The sequence below is a fragment of the Nonomuraea sp. NPDC049649 genome, assembly GCF_040675175.1.
Classification (GTDB): domain Bacteria; phylum Actinomycetota; class Actinomycetes; order Streptosporangiales; family Streptosporangiaceae; genus Nonomuraea.
Map to the genome: position 1 here is coordinate 230950 of NZ_JBFAOH010000007.1, position 25753 is coordinate 256702.

The window sequence follows — 25753 nt, forward strand, 5'->3', positions numbered from 1 at the left end:
ACAACCCGGGGTAGGGGAGGGCGTCCGGCCGTACGACAGAGCTTTCTCGTTGGGGGAGAGGGGCGGCGGTGAGGGGGAGGAGAGGTGCTGCGCGCCCGCTCTGGCGCGCAGCACCATCCCGGAGTTCTGCTATGTACGAATCTACATTGTACAGGCGCTTGGCTAGTTACAAATGATCTTGCAAAAGATCAATCCAGCTCCGACGAGGAAAGTTGCAGGTCGTCCAACGCCTCGCGGATGGTGTCGAGGGCGCGGCGGACGTGGTGGGGGCGGGTGCGGACGCTGAGGACGCACATGCGGAGGTAGAAGCGGCCGCCGAGGGTGGTGCTGGAGAGGTAGACGCGGCCGGTGGCGTTGATGGCTGTCAGGAGGTCGCGGCTGGCGGTGTCGCCGGCGCGGGCGCGGAAGACGATGACGGTCAGGTCGGGGTCCCAGGGGACGTCGAGGCGGGGGTCGGCGCGGAGTTCGCGGTGGGCTTCGGTGGCCAGGTCGAGTTTTTCGTCGAGGGCCTGTTCGAAGGCGCGGACGCCGTGGAGGTGGAGGGGGAGCCAGAGGCGGAGGCCGCGGTAGTCGCGGGTGAGTTCGATGCCGAGGTTGCCGAAGTCGGGGAGGTCGCCGAGCCGGTCGATGTCTTGGAGGTAGTCGGCGTCGGCGGCGTGGGCGGCGTGGAGGTGGCGGGGGTCGCGGACGAGGAGGACGCCGGTGCCGTAGGGGAGGAAGAGGCTTTTGTGGGGGTCGAAGGCGATGGAGTCGGCGTGTTCGATGCCGCTGAGTCTGGTGCGGCCGCGGGCGGTGAGTTGGAAGCCGCCTCCGTAGGCGGCGTCGACGTGGCACCAGAGGTTTTCGCGGCGGGCGAGGGCGGCGAGTTGGGGGAGGGGGTCGATGGTGCCGGTGCTGGTGGTGCCGGCGGTGGCGGCGAGGAGGAAGGGGTGCCGGCCTTGGGCGCGGTCGGTGGTGATGAGGTGGGCGGCGGCGTCGGGGTCCATGCGGAGGTGGTTGTCGCTGGGGACGAGGCGGATGCTGGTGGTGGGGAGGCCGGCGATGCGGGCGGCTTTGGCGACGCTGTGGTGGGTGTGTTCGGTGACGTAGAGGGTGCCGTGGCGGTGGTCGTCGCCGAGGTGGGTGTGGCGGGCGGCGACGACGGCGGAGAGGGTGGCGGGGGAGGCGCCGGTGGTGATGAGGCCGGCGGCGCCGGGTGGGAGGCCGAATCGCTGGGCGAGCCAGGTGAGGATGCCTTGTTCGATGGCGACGAGGGCGGGTGCGGTCTGGGCGACGCCGGTGAAGCGGTTGGCGGCTTGGGCGAGGAGGTCGGCGAGTGCTGAGGAGATGAGGCCGCCGGCGGGGAAGTAGGCGAGGTATCCGGGGCCGGCGGTGTTGACGCCGTGGGTGGCGGCTTGGCGGAAGGTTTCGAGGAGGGTGGTGAAGTCGCCGGGTTCGTCGGCGGGGGGTCTGCGGAGTTCGTGGTGGTGGGTGGTCGGGGGGTAGTGGCTGGCGGGTGCGGTTTCGAGTTCGGCGGTGGTGGTGGCGATGTGGTCGATGGTGTGGCGGCCGAGTTCGAGGATGGTGTCTTTGTCGAGGTCGAGGGGGGTGGGGTGGTGGTTCATAGCTGCCAGGTTAGGGGTTTTGTCCGTTTTTAGGGATGGGCGGCGTGATCTGCGTTTGGCCTGAATCCGTGGGACCAAAGACTCTTTAGTGGGCATAGGGGTCTCGAGAAGGCTGAGGGTATCCAGCGTCCGACCGGAGGTGGACTCGATGACTGCCGCGCCGCCCGCTTCTCTAGCGTCCCGTTCGAGCCGTGTGACGGCTTTGGTGCTGGCCACGCTGGCGTTCGCGGTGAATTTCTGGGCGTGGGCGTTGCTGAGTCCGCTGGGTCCGGTTTATCAGGAGTCGCTGGGGCTGAGTGCGGCCGAGGTGTCGGTGCTGGTGGCGGTGCCGGTGATCGTGGGGTCGCTGGGGCGGGTGGTGCTGGGGGCGCTGACCGACCGTTTCGGCGGGCGGATGGTGTTCGGGGTGGCGTCGTTGCTGGGTGTGGTCCCGGTGGTGTTCCTGGCGTTCGCGGTGTCGTATCCGATGTTGCTGGCGGGTGGGTTGCTGCTGGGGTTGACGGGGGCGACGTTCGCGATCGGGGTGCCTTTCGTCAATGCGTGGTTTCCGCCGGAGCGCCGGGGGTTGGCGCTGGGTGTGTTCGGGATGGGGAACATCGGGACGGCGATTTCGGGGTTTGTGACTCCGTGGCTGGCGGGGGAGTTCGGGGGGCGGGCGCCGTTTTTCGTGGTGGCGGTGGCGTTGGCGGTGACCGGGGTGGTGTTCCTGCTGGTGGGGCGGGATGCGCCGGGGGCGAGGCCGTCGGGTGAGTCGTTTCTGAGGAAGTTCGTTTCGGCGGCGCGGATGCGCGTGACGGCGGAGTTGGCGGGTATTTATGCGCTAACTTTCGGGGGTTTTGTCGCTTTCGGTGTTTATCTGCCGCTGTATCTGCAGAGCGTGTACGGGCTGACGGTGGCCGACGCGGCGGCCCGGGCGGCGGGGTTCGTGGTGCTGGCCACGCTGGTGCGGCCGGTGGGCGGCTGGCTGTCGGACCGCGTGGGCGGTGAGGTGGTGCTGTCGTGGGTGCTGCTGGTGGTGTTCGGGTGCGCGATCGTGGTGTCGTTCGAGCCGGGGATGCCGCTGGCGACGGCGGGGTTCCTGAGCATGGCGGCGGCGCTCGGGCTGGGCAACGGCGCGGTCTTCGCGATCCTGGGCCGGGTGGTGCCGGTGGCGAGGGTCGGCAGTGTCACCGGGGTGGTGGGCGCGGCCGGCGGGCTCGGGGGGTTTCTGCCGCCGATCGTGATGGGGCTGATCTTCCAGGCGACGGGCTCGTACTCGATCGGGCTGATGCTGCTGGCGGCGATGGCGTTCGGCGCCTTCGTCTACTGCTGGTTCATTCTGCGCGTCCGCGCGCGGTCTTAACAGAAAGAGAGCGAAATGTCGGGCATGGACGGGCCGCTCACGGATGCGCTGCTCCGGCTGGGGCGCTATCTGCACGCCGGGACGATGTCGCCTGATCTGCGGACGCTGCATCAGATCGGCGGGCGGCAGGCCGACGCGTTCTACCGGGACCGGTGGAGCCACGACAAGGTGGTGCGCTCGACGCACGGCGTGAACTGCACGGGCTCGTGCTCGTGGAAGGTGTACGTCAAGGACGGCGTGATCACGTGGGAGGCGCAGCAGACGGACTATCCGAGCGTGGGCGGGGACCGGCCGGAGTACGAGCCGCGCGGCTGCCCGCGCGGGGCGGCTTTCTCCTGGTACACCTACTCGCCGACGCGGGTGCGGTTCCCGTACGCGCGGGGGGTGCTGGTGGGGATGTACCGGGAGGCGAAGGCGCGGCTGGGTGATCCGGTGGCGGCGTGGGCGGAGGTCACCTCCGATCCGGAGAAGCGGGCCCGGTATCAGTCGGCGCGGGGCAAGGGCGGGCTGGTGCGCGTCTCGTGGGACGAGGCGACGGAGATGATCGCGGCGGCGCATGTGCATGCGATCAAGACGTACGGGCCGGACCGGGTGGCGGGGTTCTCGCCGATTCCGGCGATGTCGATGGCGTCGCATGCGGTGGGGTCGCGGTTCATCTCGCTGATCGGCGGGGCGATGCTGTCGTTCTACGACTGGTATGCGGATCTGCCGGTGGCGTCGCCGCAGGTGTTCGGGGATCAGACGGACGTGCCGGAGTCGGCTGACTGGTGGGACGCCTCGTATCTGATGCTGTGGGGTTCGAATGTGCCGGTGACGCGGACCCCGGACGCGCATTACATGACGGAGGCGCGGTATCGGGGTCAGAAGGTCGTGGTGATGTCGCCGGACTTCAGTGACGCGGCCAAGTTCGCCGACGAGTGGCTGGCGCCGCATCCGGGGACGGATGGGGCGCTGGCGATGGCGATGGGGCATGTGATCCTGAAGGAGTTCTTCGTCGACTCCTCGACTCCGTACTTCGCGGATTATGTGCGGCGTTTCACGGATCTGCCGTTTCTGGTGCGGTTGCGGGAGCGGGAGCCGGGCCAGTATGTGCCGGACAAGTTCCTCACCGCGGCCGATCTGGGGCAGGAGGGGAAGGAGGCGGCGTTCCGTACGGCGGTGTGGGACGCCCGCGCGGGTGAGGCGGCGGTCCCGAACGGCTCGCTGGGGTTCCGCTTCGCCGAGCAGGGCCGGGGCCGGTGGAACCTGGACCTGGGCGAGGTGGAGCCCGCGCTGACCATGCTGGAAACGGGGCTGGAAACGGGCGAGGCGGTCGCGGTGAGCCTGCCCCGCTTCGACGGCTCCGGCGGCGGGGTGCTGGAGCGCGGCGTGCCGGTGCGGCGGGTCGGCGGCGAGCTGGTGACGACGGTGTTCGACCTGCTGCTGGCCCAGTACGGGGTGCGCCGCGAGGGGCTGCCGGGCCGCTGGCCGGGGGGCTACGAGGACGCGGACGAGCCGTACACGCCGGCGTGGCAGGAGGCGATCACGTCGGTGCCGGCGGCGAAGGCGGCGCGGATCGCGCGGGAGTTCGCCCGCAACGCGGTCGACTCGGGCGGCCGCTCGATGATCATCATGGGGGCGGGGGCGAACCACTGGTTCCATTCGGACACGATCTACCGGGCGTTCCTGGCGCTGGTGACGCTGACGGGCTGCCAGGGGGTGAACGGCGGCGGCTGGGCGCACTACGTGGGCCAGGAGAAGTGCCGGCCGGTGACGGGCTGGGCGCATCTGGCCTCGGGGGCGGACTGGTCGCGGCCGCCGCGGCAGATGATCGGGACGGCGTACTGGTATCTGCACACCGATCAGTGGCGGTACGACACGTACGCGGCGGATGTGGTGGCCTCGCCGCTGGGCGGCGGGGCGTTCGCCGGGAGGACGACGGCGGATCTGCTGTCGCAGTCGGCGCGGCTGGGCTGGATGCCGTCGTATCCGACGTTCGGCCGTAACCCGCTGGATCTGGCGGACGAGGCGCGGGCGGCGGGGGTGGAGCCGGGCCGGTATGTGGCGCGGCGGGTGGCCTCGGGTGAGCTGGGGTTCGCGTGTGAGGATCCGGACGCGCCGGAGAACTGGCCGCGGGTGCTGACGGTGTGGCGGGCGAACCTGCTGGGGTCGTCGGCGAAGGGGGACGAGTACTTCCTGCGTCATCTGCTGGGCACGGACGCGTCGCTGCGGGCGCGGGAGGCGGATCCGGAGCAGCGGCCGCAGGAGGTGACCTGGCGGGCGGAGGCTCCGCAGGGGAAGCTGGATCTGCTGCTGTCGCTGGATTTCCGGATGACGTCGACGACGTTGTTCTCCGACATCGTGCTGCCGGCGGCGACCTGGTACGAGAAGCATGATCTGTCGTCGACCGACATGCATCCGTTCGTGCACGCGTTCAATCCGGCGATCGATCCGCCGTGGCAGACCCGCAGCGACTTCGCGGCCTTCCACGCGATCGCGCGGGCGTTCAGCGCGCTGGCGGCGGAGCATCTGGGGACGCGGACGGATCTGGTGGCGGTGCCGCTGCTGCACGACACGCCGGACGCGCTGGCGACGCCGCACGGGCGGGTGCGGGACTGGCGGCGGGAGGGTGAGACGCCGACGCCGGGCCTGGACTTCCCGAAGATCGTGGAGGTGCGGCGGGACTATGGGGCGATCGCGGAGAAGATGGCGGCGCTGGGGCCGCTGGCGGAGAGCCTGGGCGCGACGACCAAGGGCATCACCTACGACCTGAGCGGCGAGATCGAGCGGCTGCGGCGGCTGAACGGGTCGACGGCGGACGGGCGGCCGTCGCTGGCGCGGGACGTGGATCTGTGCGAGGCGATCCTGGCGCTGTCGGGGACGACGAACGGGCGGCTGGCGGCGCAGGGGTTCGCGTCGCTGGCGGAGCGTACGGGGGTGTCGTTCGACGGGCTGGCCGAGGAGCACCGGCGGATCAGCTTCGCGGACACGCAGGCGCGGCCGGTGCCGGTGCTGACGTCGCCGGAGTGGTCGGGCAGTGAGACCGGGGGGCGGCGGTACTCGGCGTTCACGATCAATGTGGAGCGGCGCAAGCCGTGGCACACGCTGACGGGCCGGCAGCACTTCTATCTGGATCACGACTGGATGCAGGAGGCGGGTGAGGCGCTGCCGGTGTACCGGCCGCCGCTGAACATGACGGCGATGTTCGGTGAGCCGGGGGTGGGTGAGGCCTCGGCGGAGGGGATCACGGTGCGGTATCTGACGCCGCATTCGAAGTGGTCGATCCATTCGGAGTATCAGGACAACCTGCTGATGCTGACGCTGTCGCGGGGCGGGCCGACGATCTGGATGAGCCCGGCGGACGCGGAGCGGGCGGGGGTGGCGGACAACGACTGGATCGAGGCGGTCAACCGTAACGGGGTGGTGGTGGCGCGGGCGATCGTGTCGCACCGGATGCCGGAGGGGACGGTGTACATGTACCACGCGCAGGAGCGGGTGGTGGACGTGCCCAGGAGCGAGGCGTCGGGGCGGCGGGGCGGGATTCACAACTCGCTGACGCGGCTGCTGGTGAAGCCGACGCATCTGATCGGCGGGTATGCGCAGTTGTCGTTCGCGTTCAACTATCTCGGGCCGACGGGGAACCAGCGCGACGAGGTGACCGTGATCCGGCGGCGTTCCCAGGAGGTCGACTACTGATGAAGGTCATGGGCCAGCTGGCCATGGTGATGAACCTGGACAAGTGCATCGGCTGTCACACGTGTTCGGTCACGTGCAAGCAGGCGTGGACGAACCGGGCGGGCACCGAGTACGTGTGGTTCAACAACGTGGAGACGCGGCCGGGGCTGGGGTATCCGCGGACGTACCAGGATCAGAAGAAGTGGCAGGGCGGCTGGGAGCTGAACGCGCGCGGCCGGTTGAAGCTGAAGGCGGGCGGGCGGCTGCGGAAGCTGCTGACGATCTTCGCGAATCCGCTGATGCCGTCGATCCAGGACTACTACGAGCCGTGGACCTACGACTACGACCGGCTGTTCTCGGCGCCGATGTCGCAGGACACGCCGGTGGCGCGGCCGACGTCGCTGATCACGGGCAAGCCGACGAAGATCACGTGGTCGGCGAACTGGGACGACAACCTGGGCGGCGGGCCGGAGCTGGTCAGGGACGATCCGGTGCTGCGGCGGGTGTCGGACCAGGTGAGGCTGGAGTTCGAGCGGGCGTTCATGTTCTATCTGCCGCGGATCTGCGAGCACTGCCTGAATCCGTCGTGTGTGGCGTCGTGCCCGTCGGGGGCGATGTACAAGCGCTCGGAGGACGGGATCGTCCTGGTGGATCAGGATCGGTGCCGGGGCTGGCGGATGTGTGTGACGGGCTGCCCGTACAAGAAGGTGTATTTCAACCATCGCACCGGCAAGGCGGAGAAGTGCACGTTCTGCTTCCCGCGGGTGGAGGTGGGCATTCCGACGGTCTGCTCGGAGACGTGCGTGGGGCGGCTGCGCTACATCGGGCTGATTTTGTACGACGCGGACCGGGTGGCGGAGGCGGCGCGGACGCCGGACGAGAAGGACCTGTTCGAGGCGCAGAAGGGCGTGCTGCTGGACCCGGCGGATCCGGAGGTGATCGCGGGGGCGCGGGCGTCGGGGATTCCGGAGGACTGGCTGGAGGCGGCGCGGAACTCGCCGATCCACCGGCTGATCTTCGAGTACGGGGTGGCGCTGCCGCTGCATCCGGAGTACCGCACGATGCCGATGGTGTGGTACATCCCGCCGCTGTCGCCGGTGGTGGACGTGCTGTCGGAGACGGGGCACGACGGTGAGGAGGCGGGCAACCTGTTCGGCGCGATCGAGTCGCTGCGGATCCCGATCGGGTATCTGGCGGAGCTGTTCACCGCGGGTGACGCGGAGCCGGTGAAGGCGGTGCTGCGGCGGCTGGCGGCGATGCGCTCGTACATGCGCCGGCTCAACCTGGGGCAGGAGCCCGACGAGAGCATCGCGGCGGCGGTCGGCATGACGGGGGCGCAGGTGGAGGCGATGCACCGGCTGCTGGCGCTGGCCCCCTACGACGAGCGGTACGTGATCCCGAAGGCGCACGCCGAGCAGGCGGCGGACCTGGAGGAGCTGGCGACCGGGTGCAGCCTGGACTACGAGGGCGGGCCGGGCATGGGCGGGCCGTTCGGTGAGGCGTCGGGGACGCCGGCGCCGGTGGCGGTGGAGAACTTCCACGCGCTGCGGGAACGGCAGCAGGGCCAGGAGCTGGAGCGCGCCGATGAGCTGCGCGGCCGGGTCAACTTGCTGAACTGGGACGGCAAGGGCACGCCGGAGGGGCTGTTCCCGCGCCGCAAGAAGAAGAAGGAGGAGCGGTGATCGAGCGGGCCGTGCATCTGACCGCGTCGGTGCTGCTGAGCTATCCGGACGAGCGGCTGGCCGACGCTTTGCCGCTGCTGAGGCAGACGGTCGGGGCGATGCCGGACGGTGAGCCGGCGCGGCGGCTGCGGGCCTTCCTCGACCATGCGGCGGCGACGCCGGCGCAGGAGCTGGCCGAGCACTATGTGGCGACGTTCGATATGAAGCGGCGCTGCTGCCCGTATCTGACGTATTACACCTATGGCGACACCCGGAAGCGGGGGATGGCGCTGCTGCGGTTCAAGCACGCCTTCCGGGAGGCGGGGTTCGAGCCGGCGGAGGGGGAGCTGCCCGACCATCTGGCGGTGGTGTGCGAGCTGTCGGCGCGGGGCGGTACCGCGCAGGCGGGGCGGCTGCTGCGGGAGCACCGGCCGGGGCTGGACCTGCTGCTCCAGGCGCTGGAGTCGGAGGGTTCCCCGTACGCGCACGTGGTGGCCGCGGTGCTGGCCACGCTGCCGCCGGCGTCGGCGCGTGAGCGGGCGGCGGCGGCGCGGCTGGCGGCGGAGGGGCCGCCGGCGGAGGAGGTGGGGCTGCCGCCGTACGGGCCGTCCCTGCGCACCGATGGAGGGGCCCGATGAGCGCGCTGGATCTGCTGCTGTGGGTGGTGGCGCCGTATGTGGCGCTGACGGTGTTCGTGCTGGGGCATGTGTGGCGCTACCGCTATGACAAGTTCGGCTGGACGACGCGGTCGTCGCAGTTGTACGAGTCGCGGCTGCTGCGGATCGGCAGCCCGCTGTTCCACTTCGGGATCCTGGTGGTGATCCTGGGGCATGTGGCGGGGCTGGTGATCCCGAAGTCGTGGACGCAGGCGGTGGGGATCACCGAGGGCATGTACCACGTGCTGGCGGTGGTGCTGGGCACCGTGGCGGGGGTGTGCACGCTGGCGGGGCTGGCGATCCTCATCTTCCGGCGGCGGACGGTGGGGCCGGTGTTCACCGCGACGACCCGTAACGACAAGCTCATGTACGCGGTGCTGGCGCTGGTGATCGTGCTGGGGCTGGCGGCGACGGTGGCGGCGAACGTGCTGGGCGGCGGCTACGACTACCGGGTGACGGTCTCGCCGTGGTTCCGGTCGATCTTCGCGTTGCAGCCGGAGGCGGAGCTGATGGCGGGGGCGCCGCCGCTGTTCCAGCTGCACGCCTTCAGCGCGCTGGTGTTGTTCGCGATCTGGCCGTTCACGCGGCTGGTGCACATGCTGACGGCGCCGGTCGGCTATCTGACGCGGCCGTACATCGTCTACCGCAGCCGTGAGCCGGTCACCCGGACGCCGGGCTGGCGGCCGGGCACGCGCCGGTGAGTGTTTTCGGGACCAAAGGCCGTCTGTTCCGGGCCTTCTTCCCCGGGTAGGGCCGTGGTCGAGGGGTGATGCTGGAGGTGAGAGCGGAGAACGGCATGAGGGAGGGCTTGCGATGACCGGTCAGATCGTGGTCGGCGTGGACGGATCGGCCCCGGCGAACGCGGCGGTGGAATGGGCCGCCCTGGACGCCCGCCGCCGGGGGCTGGACCTGCGGCTGGTGCACGTGTGCGAGCACTGGCGGCACGGCGGCGAGACCAAGTACTGCGCGGGCACCCTGGACGCCGCCGCCGACCGGGCCCGCGCGATCGGCGGCGTCAAGGTGACCAGCGAGCTGCTGCCGGGTGAGGTCGCGCCGACGCTCATCGCCGAGTCGGCCACCGCCGACAGCATAGTGATCGGCAGCCGGGGGCTCGGCGGGTTCAAGGGCCTGGTGATGGGGTCGGTGAGCGTGGCCGTCGCCGGGCACGCCGAGGGGCCGGTGGTGGTGGTGCGGGGTCCCGCGCCGATCGAGCACGGGCGGATCGTCGTCGGCTACGACGGCTCCGAGCACGCCTCGGCCGCCATGGAGTACGCCATCGCGCAGGCCCGGCACCGCGACGCCGAGCTGCACGTCGTCTACGGGTGGACCATGCCGGCGTACTCGCCGTACGCGGTCGCCTACAACGCGCTGGTCGAGGAGATCATGCATGAGGAGTCGCGGGCGGCGCGCGAGCGTGTCGAGCCGTGGCGTGAGCGCAACCCGGACGTGCGCATCACCGACGAGGACGCGTGCGAGCATCCCGTCGCCCTGCTGATCGAGGCGTCCCGGCAGGCCGACCTGGTGGTCGTGGGGTCGCGGGGGCGGGGCGGGCTGGCCGCGGCCGTCCTCGGCTCCGTCAGCCACGGCGTGCTGCACCATGTCATCAGCCCGGTCGCCGTCGTCCGCCCGCGCCCTGAGGAGGAGTCATGACCGCAACCACCCGTCTCGTCCCGCCCACGCGGGCATCCGCTGCGGAACCGCCCGGCCGCCGGCGCCCCGAGCCGCGCCCCACCGGCCAGGAGACCCGGGAGCGGGCTGCCACGCAGGAGACCCGGGGCAGGCCCGCCGGGCAGGAGATCCGGGACACGGCCGCCCGTGAGGGAGCCCGAGACCAGGCGGCCCGTGAGCGGCCCGCCGGCCGGGAGACCCCGGACAGGCTCACCCGGCAGGAAGCCCGGGACCCGGCGGGCGTGGAGGAAACCCGCGACAGGGCCGCTCAGGAGACTCATGAGAAGCCTGCCGAGGACCGGGAAAGGCCCGCCGTCGAGGAGCTGACCGCGGCGGACGTGATGAGCCGCGTCCTGGTCGCCGTCGAACCCGGCGAGTCGCCGTTCCTGGCCTGGGAGCTGATGCGCCGCGCCGGCGTCCACCACCTGCCGGTCGTCAAGGGCCGGCACGTGCTCGGCGTGCTGACCCGCGAGGACCTGGCCGCGACCTGGACCTGCGGGCCGGGTGAGCAGTCGGTCCGCGAGGTCGGCTCGCTGCTGTCGGGCCGGCGCAGGCCGCGCGTCATGCCGGGGACCCCGCTGCACCGGGTCGCCGCCATCATGCTCGACGCCGGCTGTGACGCGGTCCCGGTGGTGCGCGAGGGCGGCATCGTCGGACTGATCACCGTCCGCGACGTCCTCGCCGCCGTCGCCGGCCGCATCGAGCCCGGCCAGGAGCAGGGTGAGCCGGGTGAGCTTCTGACCGGCATCTTCCGCCTGCAGCCCATCCTTCCCTGACACCCGGGACCACAGATACGTTCGTGACATCGGACCCGGCAGGGACCCAGGCCGCCGCCGTCATGTGGCGCGCGGGGGCCCGGTGGTCGCCTCGTCCGTGGCGAGCAGTGCGCCTGCGCCCGGTGGTCACTCCGTACGTGCCTTACCCCGTACGCGAGAGGGCCGATAGCTTGGGCCCGTGCCGACGATCTATCGTTCCGTCTCCACCTGGCAGCAGCCCTGCCCCGGCCCCGCGTCCCCCGAGCGTGAGCAGCTGATCGCCTACATCGCCGGGCGGGTGCTCGGGCGGGGAGACGGCCGGTTGCTGGTGGGGGTCGACGGGCTGACCGCTTCGGGGAAGACGAGTTGGCGCGTGTGCGCTGTGTTCGATCGACCCTCTCACTCAGGTGGATCATTTGGCGGTCACCGTTCCGCTCTTCGCCGGCAGTGTGCTGATCGTGGACGGGGTGTTCGCCTTCCGGCCGGAGATCGACGGTTACTGGGATTTCCGCGTCTGGCTGCACATCGACGAGGAGCTGTCGGTCGCCCGTGGTGCCGCGCGTGACCGGGATTGGGCCGGTTCGGACGCCGAATCTCTGCACCGTGACCGGTATCTGGCCGCCGAGCGTGTCTACCAGCGTGAGGCGGACCCGCGTTCCCGCGCGGACGTGGTGGTGGACAACTCCGACTTCGCTCGCCCGTACCTCCTCACCAAGGATTGACCAAAGACCTATGAAGTCGGGCAGAACGGCACCTGCCGCGAGAGTGTCCGGGCACCGACGATGAAGACATGGAGGATCGGGACATCGTGGTGGGCGTCGACGGCACCGGTGACTGCGACGCGGCGCTGACGTGGGCGGCGGACGAGGCGGCGCTGACCGGGGCGCGGCTGGTCGTCGTGCACGCCTGGGAGACGCGCGAACGCGCTTTCGCCCCGTACGCGCGGCCGAGGAGGAAGCTGCTCGGGGCGGGTGAGCAGGCGCAGGCCGTGCTGGAACGGGCGCTGCTCCGCGTACGGGCCGCGCATCCGGACCTCGAGGTGGCCGGGCGGGCCGTCCGGGGCAGGCCCGAGGCGGTGCTGCGGCATGAGGCGCGGGGTGCGGCGCTGCTGGTGCTCGGCTCGGCCGCGCACCAGGCGGGCGATGGCAGGCTCGGGGCGGTGCTGCTGGCCTGCCTGCGCTGGCCGCCGTGCCCGGTGACCGTGGTGGGCGCCGCACAGCCCGTCGCCCGCCGTCCCTTCGCCGCCGTCGCCGCCGCCTCCCACTGACCGCGCGTACGCATGACCGGCAGGTGACGAAACCCTCGCCGGTCATGCGCCGATCCGTGGCCTGACCGTACGAGACAACCGGCCCGGCCTTGCGTACGAAACGGCACCTCATAGGGCGGCGGCCACGGCCTAAAACCCCGATCGGCGGTTGAGGACCTTCGGCTCTTTCCGGTGGCCGGAGCCTCTGATCTAGTGGGGAGTGGGCCCCGCCGGGGCGGGGTGTCCGGTACTGCTTGCCGGGAACAGCCGCAGGGGGGAGGGAACGCGGGGCCGTCCCCCGCGTACGCGATGGACGCGACCACATCCGCCGCGACCGGCCTGAGTGAGGCCGAGGCGGCCGCCCTGCTGGAGGAGCACGGCCCGAACAAGCTGCCCGAGGCGAGGCCGCCGTCGCTGCCGTTGCGGGTGGCGCGGCAGCTCGCCGATCCGCTGTCGATACTGCTGCTGGTGGCTGGCGGGGTGACGCTGCTGGTGCTGCGGGAGGTGCCGGAGGGGGTCGCGATCGTGGCCATTCTGGTGGTGAATGTGGCGATCGGGGTCACCCAGGAGGTGAAGGCGGAGCAGGCGGTGCGGTCGCTGGGGTCGCTGACGGCGCCGATGGCGAAGGTCCGCCGTGAGGGGCGGATGCGCAGGGTGCCGGCGGCGGAGCTGGTGCCGGGCGATGTGGTGGAGGTGGCCGCCGGGGATCGGGTGCCGGCCGACGCGCGGCTGGTGGAGGCGTCGTCGCTGGCGGTCAACGAGTCGATGCTGACGGGGGAGTCGCGGTCGGCGGACAAGCGGGCGGGCGGCGCGACCGGCGGGACGCTGGGTGACCGTGACGGGATGCTGTTCTCCGGGACGATGGTGGTGCACGGCTCGGGCACGGCGGTGGTGGAGCGGACCGGGGCGGGCACGGAGATGGGGCGGATCGCCTCCGCGCTGTCGGGCCGGGTGAGGGGGCCGCTGGAGGGGGAGCTGGCGCAGGTGTCGCGCCGCATCGGCGTGCTGGCGGTCGCGGCCGGGGTGGTCATGGTGGTGCTGGGCCTGGCCCGGGGCGGCATCGCCTGGATCGATCTGGTGCTGGCGGGGGTGGCGCTGGCGATCGCGGCGGTGCCGGAGAGCATGGCGGCGGCGGTGACCACGGCGCTGGCGCTGGGGTCGCAGCGGATGGCGAAGCTCGGGGTGATCGTGCGCAGGCTGCCGGCCATCGAGGCGCTGGGCGCGACCACGGTGATCGCCTCGGACAAGACGGGGACGCTGACGACGGGCCGGTTGACGGTGGCCGATCACGTGGAGGTGCCGGGGGAGGATCTGTGGCGGGCGGCGGTGCGGGCCAACGACGCGCGTGACGGGGTGGGCGACGCGGTGGATGTGGCGCTGCTGGCCGCCGCGGCCGAGCGCGGGGTCCGGCCGGAGGAGGTCAGGGTCGCCACCCGCCCGTTCGACGCCGGTACGCGGTCGATGGCGGTGGTGACCCGGGACGGGGACGGCCGTCCGGTGCTGACCGTGAAGGGGGCGCCGGAGGTGGTGCTGGCCCGCTGCGTCCCCGGTGAGGCCGCGCGGCGGCTGGAGGAGGCGGTGACCGCGCTGGCCGGGGAGGGGCTGCGGGTGCTGGCGGTGGCCGAGAAGGACACCGGCGACCTGGACGCCGATGGGTTGCGGCCGGTCGGGCTGCTGGGGCTCAGCGACGAGGTCCGCGGCTCGGCGCGGGAGGCGGTGGCCGAGTCCCGGCGGGGCGGCATCCGGGTGATGATGGTGACCGGCGACCACGCCGACACCGCGCGGTCGGTGGCGGCGGACGTCGGCATCGACCCCGACCCGGTGGTGACCGGCGCGGATCTGGACGGCGCGGGCCTGGACGGCGGGGACCGCGAGCGGCTGCTGCGCGAGGCCGGGGTGCTGGCGCGGGTGGACCCGGAGACGAAGCTCGACCTGGTGCGGGCGCTGCGCGCCGGCGGGCAGGTGGTGGCGATGACGGGCGACGGGGTCAACGACGCGCCCGCCCTGCGGCACGCCGATGTGGGGATCGCGGTGGCGGGCGAGGAGGGCACGGACGTGGCCCGGGAGGCCGCGTCGGTGGTGGTCACCAACGGCGAGCTGGGCACGATCGTGACCGGGGTGCGGGAGGGGCGGCGGCTGCACCACAACGTGTCGTCGATGATCGGGTATCTGCTGGCGGGGAACCTGGCGGAGATCTTCCTGGTGCTGGTGGGCTTGTTCGCCTGGCCGGATCTGGTGATCCCGCTGCTGCCGGTGCAGCTGCTCTGGATCAACCTGGTGCTGGACGGGATCCCGGCGATCGCGCTGGGCGTCGATCGGGCGCCGGGTGATCCGCTGGCCTCGCCGCCGAGCCGGGGCGGGCTGCTGACCGGGGTGGTGCTGGGCCGGATCGTGGTGCGGGCGCTGGTGGTGGGGGGGCTGGCGTTCGCGGCGGTGGAGGTGGCGCGCTCGCTGGGCTGGAGTGAGGAGCAGGTGCGCACGCAGGCGGTGCTGACGCTGGTGTTCGCCCGGCTGACGCTCGCCTATGTGGTGCGGGCCCGCAGGTGGACGTTCGAGAGCGGGTGGTGGCGGGGCCGCGCGGTGGCGGTGGCGGTGGCGGGCACGCTCGCGCTGCAGGCCCTGGTGACGCTGGTGGCGCCGGTGGGTGCGCTGCTCGCGCTGGCGCCGCTGCCGCCGCTGGGCTGGGCGATGGCGGTGGCGGCGGCGCTGCTGACGCCGTTCCTCATCGATCTCCTGCGGTCGCTGCCGTGGGTCAGGCGGCTGTCCGGTTAGGTGACGGGCGGCTCTGGCCGGGTAGCAGCCGCCGACAGGGCAGGCACCGCTCGGGGAGGCTGGAGATGAGCAGACACGTCGTGGCGGGCGTGGACGGATCCGCGGGCGCCGGCGCGGCGCTGGACTGGGCGGCGGCCGATGCCGGGCGGCGCGGGCTGGCGTTGCGGCTGGTGTTCGTGCGTGAGCCGTGGGTTCCCGAGCATCCGGTGTTCACCGGTCATCAGCCGCTGACCGAGGAGGCCGAGCGGCTGCTGGAGGAGGCGGCGGGCCGGGCCCGTGAGCGGGTGTCCGGGCTGGAGGTGAGCACGGCGATGGTGACCGGCGCGGTGGTGGAGCGGCTGCGGACCGAGTCCGAGACCGCCGACACCGTGGTGGTGGGCAGCCGCGGGCTGGGCGGGTTCGCCGGGCTGGTGCTGGGCTCGACCGGGCTGGGGCTGGCCGGGCACGCGCACGGCCCGGTGGTGGTGGTGCGCGGCCGGGCCGGTGCCCGTCATGACGAGGTGGTGGTGGGCTACGACGGCTCCGATGACGCCGAATGCGCGCTGGAGTACGCGCTGGAGCAGGCTCAGGCGCGCGGGGCGCGGCTGCGGGTCGTGCACGGCGTCCAGCTTCCGGTGGGGTATCCGCATCCGGTCGGGTTCGGGCCGCTGCCGCCGGCCGGGCTGGAGGAGGACCTGCCCAAGCGGCTGAGGCCGTGGCTGGAGAGGTATCCGGGGGTGCGGTGCGTGCAGAGCGTGGTGCCGGGGCATCCGGTGCCCGCGCTGGCGTCCGCGTCCCGTGCCGCCGACCTGGTGGTGGTCGGGTCGCGCGGGCTGGGCGGCTTCAGCACCGTGCTGCTCGGCTCGGTCAGTCACGGGGTGCTGCACCGTGCCCACTGCCCGGTCGCGATCGTACGGCCCAGGCGCGGCCCGGAGGGCGGGCCGCAAGAGCGGGCGCAAGGAGCGCGGCAGGAGGGGCCGCGGGGAGAGGCACGAGCCCTTTCCCCCGAGGCGTCGCGGGAGCGGGAGCCGTCGTGACGGTCATCGTGTCGCCGCCGAAGGCGTGGCCTAAGCAGAGCAGTTCGGTGGCGGCGACGTGTTCGACCAGGCCCAGCAGGTTGGTCGCGGTGGGCGTGAGCGGCCTGCGCGCGTCGTACTCGGTGAGGCCGTCGAGTTTCCGCACCAGCGCCTGGCGGGCGTCGTGCAGGTAGTGGCGCGGCGGATCGGGGTCGTTCACAGGCCCAGGATCCTGCGGCCGGTGACGCGGTGGGGGATGATGCGGATGTGCAGGGGGCGGTCGCCGCCGGCCCACGGGGTGACCTGCGCGCCGATGACCTGTTCGAGCTCCTCTTCCGGGACGTGGTGGAAGGGGCCCTGGACGAGGACGCTCCAGCCGGCGCGGCGTACCTCGTCGATCCGGTCGACCTGGAAGCCGACCACGATCTCCACGCCTTCCAGGCCGGTGCGCAGGTCGCGGTCCATCTCGCCGCCGCGGGCGGTGCGGAAGACGATCGCGCCCTGGTGGAGCTTGTAGTTGACGGGCAGGATCGTGGGGCCGTGGGAGCCGTTGAAGGCGACCCGGCCGATGCCGCCGGGCGCGATCAGGCGCAGGCATTCCTCGTCGTCGAGTTTCTCCAGGACGGGGGCGGCCGCCGCGGGGGCTCCGCCGGGGGGCCGTTCGTGGCCGCCGCCCATGAGGTCTTCGCGGGTGGTCTCCAGGGCGTCGGCCAGGCGGGAGATGGTTTCGGCGGTCGGGTGGCCGGGGCTTTCCTCCAGGTATTCGATGTAGCCGGGGGTGACGCCGGAGCGTTCGGCGACCTGCTCGCGGGTCAGGCCGAGGCGGTCGCGGTGGTGTGCGATGCGGCGTCCCAGGTCACCGGTCCCTGTCATGATCGTTCCTCCTTGGTGGAAGGCGAAGGTGCGGCTGCTGCCGCGGGGGATGGTCTCCCCGTTGACCCGGACGGTGCCGTCGCGGGCCTCGATCTCGAAGCGGGCGCCGCGCACCCGGATGGGCAGCGACAGCGTGCCGAGCCGGTCGGGCAGGAGCGGGTCGAGGCGCAGCCCGTCGCGGCGTATCTCCAGCCCCAGGTAGCACCGCTGCAACAGGTCGAGCGTACCGGCCATGGCGCCGAGGTGGATGCCTTCCTGGGTCGTGCCGCCCTGGACGTCCTCGATGTCGCTTTTCAGGGCTTCGGTGAGCAGGTCCCAGGAGGTGGCGCGGTCGGTGCCGGCCAGTACCCAGGCGTGGACGAGGGCGCTGAGGGTGGAGCCGTGGCTGGTGCGCTGCAGGTAGTAGTCGATGGTCCGCCGGATGAGGGCGGTGTCGGCGGGGTAGCCGAGCCGGTGGAGGATGGCGAGGAGTTCGGTGGGGGTGAGCAGGTAGCACAGCATGAGCGTGTCGGCCTGTTTGGCGGCTTTGTAGCGGTTGACGTCGTCGCCTTCGGCTTCCAGTGCCCGGTCCAGGCGGCGTACTCCGCGGTAGCGGTCCCAGTCGAGTTCGGGCAGGTCGGCGTAGCCGGTGAACTGGCTGATGACGCCGTCGTGGAAGTCGACGCGCATGCGGCGGGTGATGTCGGCCCAGCGGGCGGGTTCGCGGGTGCCGACGTCGGGGCGGGCGGGGGCGATCTCCAGGGCGCGCTGCAGCAGCCAGACGGTCATGATGTTGGTGTAGGCGTTGTTGTCCAGGCCGGGAGTGTCGGCGCCGGGGTAGCCGGTCTGGTATTCGTCGGGGCCCATGACGCCGCGGATCTCGTAGCGGCCGGAGGCGGGGTCGAGCACGGCCAGCGAGGCGAAGAAGCGGGCGATCTCGATGAACATCTCGGCGCACCAGTCGGGCATGGCGCCGGTGGCCAGGTGGTGGTGCCAGATGTTGTAGGCGATGGCCAGGCCGACGTGGCGCTGCAGGTGGGAGGTGTCGGGCAGCCAGCGGCCGGAGTCGGGGTTGAGGTGGAGGGTCTGGGTCTCCTCGCGGCCGTCGCTGCCGCTCTGCCAGGGGAACATGGCGCCGTCGTAGCCGGCGGCGCGGGCGGCGGCGCGGGCCTCGCCGAGGCGGCGCCAGCGGTAGCGCAGCGCGCCGCGGGAGATGTCGGGGAAGCGCAGGTTGAGCCAGGGCAGGACGAACAGTTCGTCCCAGAAGACGTGTCCGCGGTAGGCCTCGCCGTGCAGGCCGCGGGCGGGGACTCCGGCGTCGAGGTCGGCGGTGTGCGGGGAGAGGGTCTGCAGCAGGTGGAAGACGTGCAGGTGGACGGCCTGGGCGACGGCGGGTTCGCTGACGTCCAGGCGGGCGTGTTCCCACAGCCGGTCCCAGGCGGTGGTGTGGCGGGTCAGCAGCTCGTCGAAGCGGGGCGCGAGGCGGGCGTGGCGCAGGGCGGCGGAGAGGGGGTCGTGGATGGCGTGGTCGCGTGAGGTCAGCAGCGCCACGACCTTGGTGACGGTGGCGGTCTCGCCTTCTACGAGGTCGAGCACGTGGCCGGTGGTGACGTGGGCGGGCCCGGTGGTGACCTGGGGCTCGCCGGGGGTGTCGAGGCGGGCGGCGAGCGCGACGGTGATGCGTGAGCCGCTGGTGGTGGCCGTCAGCCAGGCCAGGCCGTCCGCTTCGCCGGTCTCGTGGCCGGTCAGGTGGTCGCCGCGCAGGTCGCGGTAGCGGGCCACGCCGCGGTTGCGGACCCCGCCGTCGACGGTGGCGCGCACCCGCAGCGGGCCGGACCAGTTCTCGGCGGTGAAGGTGGTCTCCAGGGCGGCGAGAGTGGGGTCGGCCATGGAGACGACGCGGCGCTGGCGGACGCGGGTGACGCGGCCCTGGGGGTCGCGCCAGCGCAGCCGGCGGGTCAGCACGCCGGCGCGCATGTCGAGGGTGTGGCGGTATTCGAGCAGGTCGGCGCCGTCGGGGTGGAAGTAGTCGCAGCCGGGGGTGGCGAAGGTGAGCGGCAGCCAGTCGGGCAGGTTGACGAGGTCCTCGTTGGTGACGGTGCGCCCGGCGACCGGGGAGGTGAGGCGGTTGTAGACGCCGGCGGCGTAGGTGCCGGGGGTGCGGCGCAGGCCGTCGGGGGTGGCGCCGCGGGTGGCGAAGCGGCCGTTGCCGAGCGTGCACAGGGCTTCGCGCAGCCCTTCACGCTCGGGGTCGAATCCTTCGTAGGCGAGTATCCAGGGGGTCATCGGCGGCCCACCGGCACCCGGCCGGTGACGGCCAGTTCGGCCAGATCGTGCACCACGACGTCCGCCCCGGCCCGCAGCATCGCCTCGGCCTGGGTTCTGGCCCGGTCGACGCCGACGACCAGGCCGAAGCCGCCGCGGCGGCCGGCCTCCACGCCGGGCAGGGCGTCCTCCACGATCGCGACCTCGGCGGCGGGCAGGCCGAGCCGGTGGGCGGCTTGCTGGAACAGGGCCGGGTCGGGTTTGCCGGGCAGGCCGAGCCGGGCGGCGTCGTTGCCGTCGACGAGCACGTCGAACAGGTGCAGCAGGCCGGAGGAGGAGATGACGGCCCGGCAGTGCCGGCTGGCCGAGACGACGGCGGTGCGGCAGCCGCGCTGGCGCAGCTCGTGCAGCAGGGCGACGGTGGAGGGGAAGGCGGCCACGCCGTGCTCGGCGATCTGGCGGACGAACAGCTCGTCCTTGGCCATGCCGAGCCCGTGCACGGTCGGCGCGCCCGGCTCGTCCTCCGGGCCGCCCTCGGGCAGGGTGATGCCGCGGGAGGCGAGGAAGGTGCGCACGCCGTCCAGGCGCGGGCGTCCGTCGACGTAGCTGAGGTAGTCGTCGCGGATGTCGAACGGCGCGGAGCGGCCGCGCAGGAAACGGTCGAAGACGTGCTTCCACGCGGCGGCGTGCACGCGGGCGGTGTCGGTGACGACGCCGTCGGTGTCGAAGACCGCGGCGCGCAGCGTGTTGAGGTCGATGGCGGCCATGCGATGGACGCTACCCCTGAGCAACGCCCCCATCCATGGTCTTTCGTCCCTACTTGGCGTACTTGTCCAGGTGGTGCGGGGGGTGCGGCCTTAGGTCCCCGAGGGTCGGGACTTTCGGCGCTGCCGGTGCGGTGGCCGCGCCGGTAAGGGTGGAGGGGAAGGGAGGCATCATGGCCATACACGTCGGGGACGTCATGGGGCGGGTCGCCATCGCCGTGCTGCAGGACGCGTCCTTCAGCGACATCGTCGCCGCCATGAAGCGCTACGCCGTCGGCGCCGTCACCGTCATCGACGCCGGCCGCCGCCCGATCGGCGTGGTGTCGGAGGACGACCTGCTGCTCAAGGAGATCGACCCGGTACGGCACAGCGTGTCCATGTTCGAAAGCTCCCGGCAGCGGCTGGAGCACGGCAAGGCCGCCGCGGTGCGGGCCCGCGACCTGATGACCTCCCCGGCCGTCACCGTCACCCCCGGCACGACCGTCAGGGACGCCGCCCGGCTCATGCACAGCAGGCGCATCAAGCAGCTGCCCGTGGTCGACCCGGTGACCGGCCGCATCGCCGGCACCCTGCACCAGCGTGACGTGCTGCGGGTCTTCACCCGCCCGGCCGCCGACGTGGAGGCCGACGTGCGCGCCGTGCTGCCGCCCGGCCGCGCCTTCACCGTACGGGTCGATCAGGGCGTGGTCACCCTCGGCGGCACGGTCCGGCGGGAGTCGGAGGCGGTCGCGCTCACCGAGGCCGCCCGCGCGGTCGAAGGGGTCGTGGACGTGGTCTGCGAGCTCGTGCCCGACAAACGGGACCTGACGGCCGCGCCGCCGCCCTAGAGGAGTGCTTGGGTGACGGCCAGGCCGAGGAACACCGCGCCCAGGCCCGCCGCCACCGAGCCGGCGACGTTGGCCGCGGCGTACAGGAGCGCGCCAGTCTGCGCCAGGCGCATCGTCTCGTACGAGAAGGTCGAGTACGTGGTCAGCGCGCCGCAGAAGCCGCCGGCGGCCAGGGTGTGCAGGGCGGGGCCGATCGCGCCGCTCAGGGCCGCGCCGGTGAGAAGGCCCAGGATGAGCGAGCCGGTCACGTTGACGGCGAAGGTGCCCCAGGGGAAGGCCGTGCCCAGGCGGGCCTGGACCATGCGGCCGGCCAGGTAGCGCACCAGCGCGCCGACCGCGCCGCCCAGAAGCACCAGCAGCCAGGTCACCACCGCCGCCTCCGCACCGACAGGCGGTCGTCCGCGACCACGACCTCTTCTCCCTGCGGGCGGTGGTGCCGGGTGGCGGTGTCGTCGGGCCGCGGCGCTGTGGTCATCGTGTTCTCCTCGTTCTGCGGCGGGTGGCGAGGATGAGGCGGGTGGCCCAGGCTCCGAAGGTGACTGCGGCCAGCGCCGCGAGGAGGGTTGCGGCCAGGTAGCTCAGCGCCGCGCCCGTCCGGCCGGCCGACAGCAGGCGTTCGATGTCGAGGCAGTAGGCGGAGAAGGTGGTGAAGCCGCCCAGCACGCCGGTGGCGGCGAACGGCCGCAGCCAGGCCGGCGCGGCCGGCGTCTCGGTCACCGCGGCCAGGAGCACGCCGATCGCCAGGCAGCCCAGCGCGTTGACGGTCAGGGTGGTCCAGGGGAACGCCCCGGGCGGGGCAGGCCACAGCAGGTTCGCGCCGTAGCGGGCGCCGGTGCCGAGGGCGCCGCCCGCGGCGATGACGGCCGGCGTGCGGTAGTGCGGCCGCGCGGTCCCGGGGGTGGGCTCGGTCATCGCCTGCCCTCGACTCGTCCGTACACATGACCTTCCTACCCGGGACCGCGCGTGGTGTCAGGCGCGGGACGGGGTGCGCAGGCGGCGCAGCAGCGGCGACGGCGGCGCCTGCGCCGGGGCGACGCGGACGCGCACGTCCACCGCGGTCGCGCCCTGCGGGGTGACGATGACCGGGTTCAGGTCCAGCTCGGCGACCTGCGGCAGGTCCTCCAGCAGGCGGCTGACGCGGGCCACCTGCCCGGCCAGCGCCTCCACGTCGGCGGGCGGGGAGCCGCGGTAGCCGTGCAGCAGGGGCGCGCAGCGCAGCTCGCCGATCATCTCGCGGGCGGCGGCGGCGTCCACGGGCGGCACCCGGAAGGCGCGGTCGGCCAGCAGGTCGGCCGTCACCCCGCCCATGCCGACCATGACCAGCGGCCCGAACACCGGGTAGGTGACGCCGCCGATGATGATCTCCACTCCGGCGGGGAGCATGCGCTGCACGATGGCGCCGGTCATCTCGGCGCCGATGCGGGCGGCCATGTCCCGGTAGGCGTCGCGGACGTCTCCGGCGGTCTTCAGGCCGAGGCGGACGCCGCCGACGTCGCTCTTGTGGACGGGCCCGGTGACCTTGAGCACGGCGGGCAGGCCGACGCGGGTGGCGGCCTCGGCGGCGGCGTCGGCGCCGGAGACCGGCACGGCTTCGGCGACGTCGAGGCCGTAGCAGGCGAGCAGGCGGGTGGCCTGCTCGGGGGCGAGCCAGCCGCCGTCGGGGTCGGCGTGCAGCCGTTCGGCGACGATCGCCTTGGCGGTCTCGACGTCGGCGGCGGGCGGCTCGGCGGGTTCGGAGGCGGGGCGGGCGCGCCATTCGGCGTAGCCGGCGGCGCGGGCCAGCGCCTTGACGGCCTGTTCGGGGAAGGCGTAGCTGGGCACCCGGCCGTCGATGACGCCGTCGTGGCCGACCACGCAGGCCAGCACCGGCTTGGCCGAACCGGCCGCGGCGGCGGCGATGGCCTTGCGGGTCTCCTCCAGCCCGGAGCCGAACGGCGGGGTGTAGACGACGAGGACCGCGTCCACCTGCGGCGCGGCGGCGAGCGCCTCGATGGCGGCGCCGAGCTCGGCGGCGCGGGCGCCGGCGGTCAGGTCGACGGGGTTGCCGACGGCGGCGTGGCCGGCCGCCTCGACCAGCCCGGCGGGCAGTTCGGGCACCGTCAGGCCGGCCGCTTCGCAGGCGTCGGCGGCCATCGCCTGGGGGCCGCCGGAGTTGCCGACGATGGCGACCCGCCGCCCGGCGGGCAGCGGCTGGGTCGACAGCAGCCGGGCGGTGTCGATGAGTTCGTGGACGCTGTCGAGCCGGATCACGCCGGAGGCGCGCACCAGCGCGTCCACGGCCACGTCCGGGGTGGCGGCCGCGGCGGTGTGGGAGCGGACGGCGCGGTCGCCGGCGCCGGTGCGGCCGCTCTTGACCAGCAGGATCGGCTTCTTGCGGCCGACCCGGCCGGCGATGCGGGCGAACTTGCGCGGGTTGCCGAACGACTCCAGGTACAGGGCGATGACGTCGGTGTTCGCGTCGTCCTCCCAGTATTCGAGCAGGTCGTTGCCGCTCACGTCGGCCTTGTTGCCGACCGAGACGAACATGGACACGTCCAGCCGTTCCAGCAGCGCGGCGGCGACCGCGCCCGACTGCGAGACCAGCCCGACCCGGCCCGCGGTGGGGGTGACGGGCAGGAAGCTGGCGTTGAGCCGGGCGTGGTTGTTGACCACGCCCAGGCAGTTCGGGCCGATCAGGCGGATGCCGGCGGTGCGGCACACGCGCAGGATCTCCACCTCGGCGCCGGGCTGCCCGGCCTCGGCGAAGCCGGCGCTCAGCACGATGAGGCCGGACACGCCCGCCTCGGCGCAGTCGCGGGTGACGCGCAGCACGTGCTGGGCGGGCACCGCCACCACGGCCAGGTCCACCGGGCCGGGCACGTCCAGCACGCTGGGGTAGGCGGCCAGGCCGGCGACCTCGTCCGCCTTGGGGTTGACGGGATATACGGGGCCGGGGAAGCCGCCGTCGAGGAGGTTGCGCAGCGCGATGTGGCCGACGGCCGACGGGTCGCGGGAGGCGCCGATCACCGCCACCGAGCGGGGCTCCAGCACCCGGGCCAGGGAGGCGCGCTCGGCCTCGTGGTCGCGGGCCTCGATCTCGGCGCGCAGCCGGGGGGTGACGCGGGCGTCGACGACCATGCGCAGGCTGCCGCCGGAGTACTCGTGGGTGGTGTCCAGGCCGAGGTCGCGCAGCACGTTGATCATGGGGGTGTTCTCGGCCAGCACGTCGGCGACGAGCGTGCGCACGCCGTGGTCGGCGGCGTCGATGGCGACGTGTTCCAGCAGGAGCGTGCCCAGGCCCAGGCCGTGGGCGGCGTCGTCGATGAGGATCCCCAAATCGGCGCTGCCGTCGCCGGAGGGGATGTACTCGGCGACCGCCACCAGCCGGTCGCGCAGGGTGCCGGCGAGGGCGTGGCCGCGGTAGCCGGGGCTGGTGAGGTGGTCCATGTAGGCGTGCGCGGTGGCCCGGCCGCCGGTGAAGAAACGCAGGTACGCCGAGCGTTCCGATGAGCGGTCGACCAGGTCGTGCAGGGCCTGGCGGTCGCCGGGGCGCAGGGGGCGCACGTGGGCGATGCCGCCGTCGCGGAGCAGGACGTCGTAGCCTTCGTCAAGCATGGTGCGTCTCCAGTTCGCCGGCCGGGCGGCGGGGGCTGCCCGGTACGTGGGGGCCATACCCCAATCTGATGATCATCTGGGCGTGTCCGCGGCGGTGGTGCGGGTCGCGGCGGCGGCGCAGGTCGCGCAGGTCGAGCGGCTGGTTCAGGAACGAGGCCGACAGGCCGTGGCGGGTGGCGGTGAGCAGCACCCGCTGCAGGGCCTGCCCGGCGCGCAACCAGTCCAGCGGCCGGTCGCCGATGGTGGTCAGCACCGCGAGCTGCGGATGCTCCTCGAAGCGGGCCTGGCGTTCGTGGCGGCCGAAGTCGCGCACCGGCGCCGGGTCACGGAGGGGCCGGGGGCCCTGGGTACAGGCGGGCACGCCGTCGAAGCGGGCGCCCGGCATCGTCCAGGCAGCCAGCTCGGCCCGGTATGCGGGGTCCGCGGCCAGCTCGTCCTCGGCGATCGCCGCGTACTCCAGCATCTCGGCCGCGGCGTCCCGCTCCAGCGGCACCAGGGTGGCGCCCTCGCGGGAGGCGGCGATGCGCAGCTCGGCCAGGACGCGCGGCGGCACCGGCCGGTCGGAGAAGGGTTCGCGGCTGGTGCGGCGCACCGGGATCAGCTCGTACAGGACGCGCGTCTCGCCGGTGGCCGGGCGGGCCTCGGCGGTGCGCACGGCGGCCAGCAGCAGCGGATGGTGCTCGGGGTCGGGCAGCGGCCACACCAGGGGGCGCAGGCCCGCGCAGCGCAGCGCCAGCCGCAGGTTGAACAGCGCGGCGCCGCAGCTGACGGTCAGGGAACGGCCGCGCGGGTCGGCGACGCGCAGCCGCCGGTCGGGGTCGGCGAGCAGTTCGATGCGGGGGCCGGGCAGGACGCGGAAACGCCACGGCTGGGTGTTGCAGACCGAGGGCGCCCGGCCGGCCGCGACGAGTAGCCGCCGGACACCGAGATCGGCAGGGGACATCACGCACCTCCTGCCCCCGAATGTGCCGGACGTGCGCGCCTAAGGTCAGGGGCGGAGGGCCTTTCCGGCGGGTGGCCAAAGTCCCTGACCGGGCGCGGCGGGAGCCGTTGGGCCTGGCCGAAGGTCCCTGCCGGAAGGGTCCGCCGGCCCTACGC

The 25753-nt window shown here is 72.9% G+C and carries 19 protein-coding genes and 1 pseudogene; 12 read left to right on the forward strand and 8 right to left on the reverse strand.

Features of this window, described 5'->3' with window-relative positions; all coding sequences use genetic code 11:
- Positions 1–188: 188 nt before the first annotated feature.
- A complete protein-coding gene (locus AB0J42_RS12835; RefSeq protein WP_364292482.1) occupies positions 189–1604 on the reverse strand; it encodes an aminotransferase class V-fold PLP-dependent enzyme in 1416 nt (471 codons plus the stop codon).
- Positions 1605–1752: 148 nt separating this feature from the next.
- Between AB0J42_RS12835 and AB0J42_RS12840 the strand changes: the two genes are divergently transcribed.
- From AB0J42_RS12840 to AB0J42_RS12890, 11 genes are all read left to right on the forward strand, one after another.
- The gene (locus AB0J42_RS12840; protein WP_364292485.1) at positions 1753–2946 is read left to right on the forward strand and encodes an MFS transporter; all 1194 of its coding nucleotides are present in this window, start codon (positions 1753–1755) and stop codon (positions 2944–2946) included.
- Positions 2947–2961: 15 nt separating this feature from the next.
- Positions 2962–6621 (forward strand): nitrate reductase subunit alpha, encoded by a 3660-nt coding sequence (locus tag AB0J42_RS12845; RefSeq protein WP_364292488.1) that lies wholly within the window; start codon positions 2962–2964, stop codon positions 6619–6621.
- Positions 6621–8282: a nitrate reductase subunit beta gene (gene narH, locus AB0J42_RS12850; protein WP_364292491.1), complete on the forward strand. Its 1662-nt coding sequence runs from the start codon at positions 6621–6623 to the stop codon at positions 8280–8282. Before AB0J42_RS12845 ends, narH begins: the two co-directional genes overlap by 1 nt.
- Positions 8279–8899, forward strand: a complete 621-nt coding sequence (gene narJ, locus AB0J42_RS12855; protein ID WP_364292494.1) for a nitrate reductase molybdenum cofactor assembly chaperone — start codon at positions 8279–8281, stop codon at positions 8897–8899. The genes narH and narJ overlap by 4 nt, the downstream gene beginning before the upstream one ends.
- Positions 8896–9618, forward strand: a complete 723-nt coding sequence (narI, locus tag AB0J42_RS12860; RefSeq protein WP_364292497.1) for a respiratory nitrate reductase subunit gamma — start codon at positions 8896–8898, stop codon at positions 9616–9618. Before narJ ends, narI begins: the two co-directional genes overlap by 4 nt.
- 112 nt (positions 9619–9730) lie before the next feature.
- The gene (locus AB0J42_RS12865; protein ID WP_364292500.1) at positions 9731–10567 is read left to right on the forward strand and encodes a universal stress protein; all 837 of its coding nucleotides are present in this window, start codon (positions 9731–9733) and stop codon (positions 10565–10567) included.
- Positions 10564–11361 carry a CBS domain-containing protein gene (locus AB0J42_RS12870; RefSeq protein WP_364292503.1) on the forward strand — a complete coding sequence of 266 codons (798 nt, stop codon included), beginning with the start codon at positions 10564–10566 and terminating at the stop codon, positions 11359–11361. Before AB0J42_RS12865 ends, AB0J42_RS12870 begins: the two co-directional genes overlap by 4 nt.
- Positions 11362–11756: 395 nt before the next feature.
- Positions 11757–12062 carry a hypothetical protein gene (locus AB0J42_RS12875; protein ID WP_364292506.1) on the forward strand — a complete coding sequence of 102 codons (306 nt, stop codon included), beginning with the start codon at positions 11757–11759 and terminating at the stop codon, positions 12060–12062.
- Positions 12063–12130: 68 nt separating this feature from the next.
- Complete coding sequence (locus AB0J42_RS12880) at positions 12131–12607, forward strand: universal stress protein (RefSeq protein ID WP_364292508.1); 477 nt, start codon at positions 12131–12133, stop codon at positions 12605–12607.
- Between the two features lie 288 nt (positions 12608–12895).
- Positions 12896–15358: a cation-transporting P-type ATPase gene (locus AB0J42_RS12885; protein WP_364292511.1), complete on the forward strand. Its 2463-nt coding sequence runs from the start codon at positions 12896–12898 to the stop codon at positions 15356–15358.
- Between the two features lie 65 nt (positions 15359–15423).
- Positions 15424–16374: a universal stress protein gene (locus AB0J42_RS12890; RefSeq protein ID WP_364292514.1), complete on the forward strand. Its 951-nt coding sequence runs from the start codon at positions 15424–15426 to the stop codon at positions 16372–16374.
- Positions 16375–16426: 52 nt separating this feature from the next.
- Here AB0J42_RS12890 and AB0J42_RS12895 read toward each other — a convergent pair.
- The 3 genes and pseudogenes from AB0J42_RS12895 to AB0J42_RS12905 all read right to left on the reverse strand — a co-directional run.
- Positions 16427–16648 (reverse strand): annotated as a pseudogene (locus tag AB0J42_RS12895) (DUF664 domain-containing protein); the annotation flags it as partial.
- On the reverse strand, positions 16570–19491 hold the full coding sequence (locus tag AB0J42_RS12900) for a pyridoxamine 5'-phosphate oxidase family protein (protein WP_364292517.1): 2922 nt from the start codon (positions 19489–19491) through the stop codon (positions 16570–16572). The gene AB0J42_RS12900 and the pseudogene AB0J42_RS12895, both read right to left, overlap by 79 nt.
- Positions 19488–20237, reverse strand: a complete 750-nt coding sequence (locus tag AB0J42_RS12905) for an HAD-IA family hydrolase (protein WP_364292520.1) — start codon at positions 20235–20237, stop codon at positions 19488–19490. The genes AB0J42_RS12900 and AB0J42_RS12905 overlap by 4 nt, the downstream gene beginning before the upstream one ends.
- A 170-nt stretch (positions 20238–20407) precedes the next feature.
- Between AB0J42_RS12905 and AB0J42_RS12910 the strand changes: the two genes are divergently transcribed.
- Entirely contained in the window at positions 20408–21061 is a 654-nt protein-coding gene (locus tag AB0J42_RS12910; RefSeq protein ID WP_364292523.1) for a CBS domain-containing protein, read from the forward strand.
- Here AB0J42_RS12910 and crcB read toward each other — a convergent pair.
- From crcB to AB0J42_RS12930, 4 genes are all read right to left on the reverse strand, one after another.
- Entirely contained in the window at positions 21058–21429 is a 372-nt protein-coding gene (crcB, locus tag AB0J42_RS12915; RefSeq protein WP_364292526.1) for a fluoride efflux transporter CrcB, read from the reverse strand. The two genes, AB0J42_RS12910 and crcB, sit on opposite strands and share 4 nt — an antisense overlap.
- Positions 21430–21532: 103 nt before the next feature.
- On the reverse strand, positions 21533–21973 hold the full coding sequence (locus AB0J42_RS12920; RefSeq protein WP_364292529.1) for a CrcB family protein: 441 nt from the start codon (positions 21971–21973) through the stop codon (positions 21533–21535).
- Between the two features lie 57 nt (positions 21974–22030).
- Complete coding sequence (locus tag AB0J42_RS12925; RefSeq protein ID WP_364292532.1) at positions 22031–24655, reverse strand: GNAT family N-acetyltransferase; 2625 nt, start codon at positions 24653–24655, stop codon at positions 22031–22033.
- Positions 24648–25598, reverse strand: a complete 951-nt coding sequence (locus AB0J42_RS12930; RefSeq protein WP_364292535.1) for a nitroreductase family protein — start codon at positions 25596–25598, stop codon at positions 24648–24650. The genes AB0J42_RS12925 and AB0J42_RS12930 overlap by 8 nt, the downstream gene beginning before the upstream one ends.
- Positions 25599–25753 lie beyond the last annotated feature (155 nt).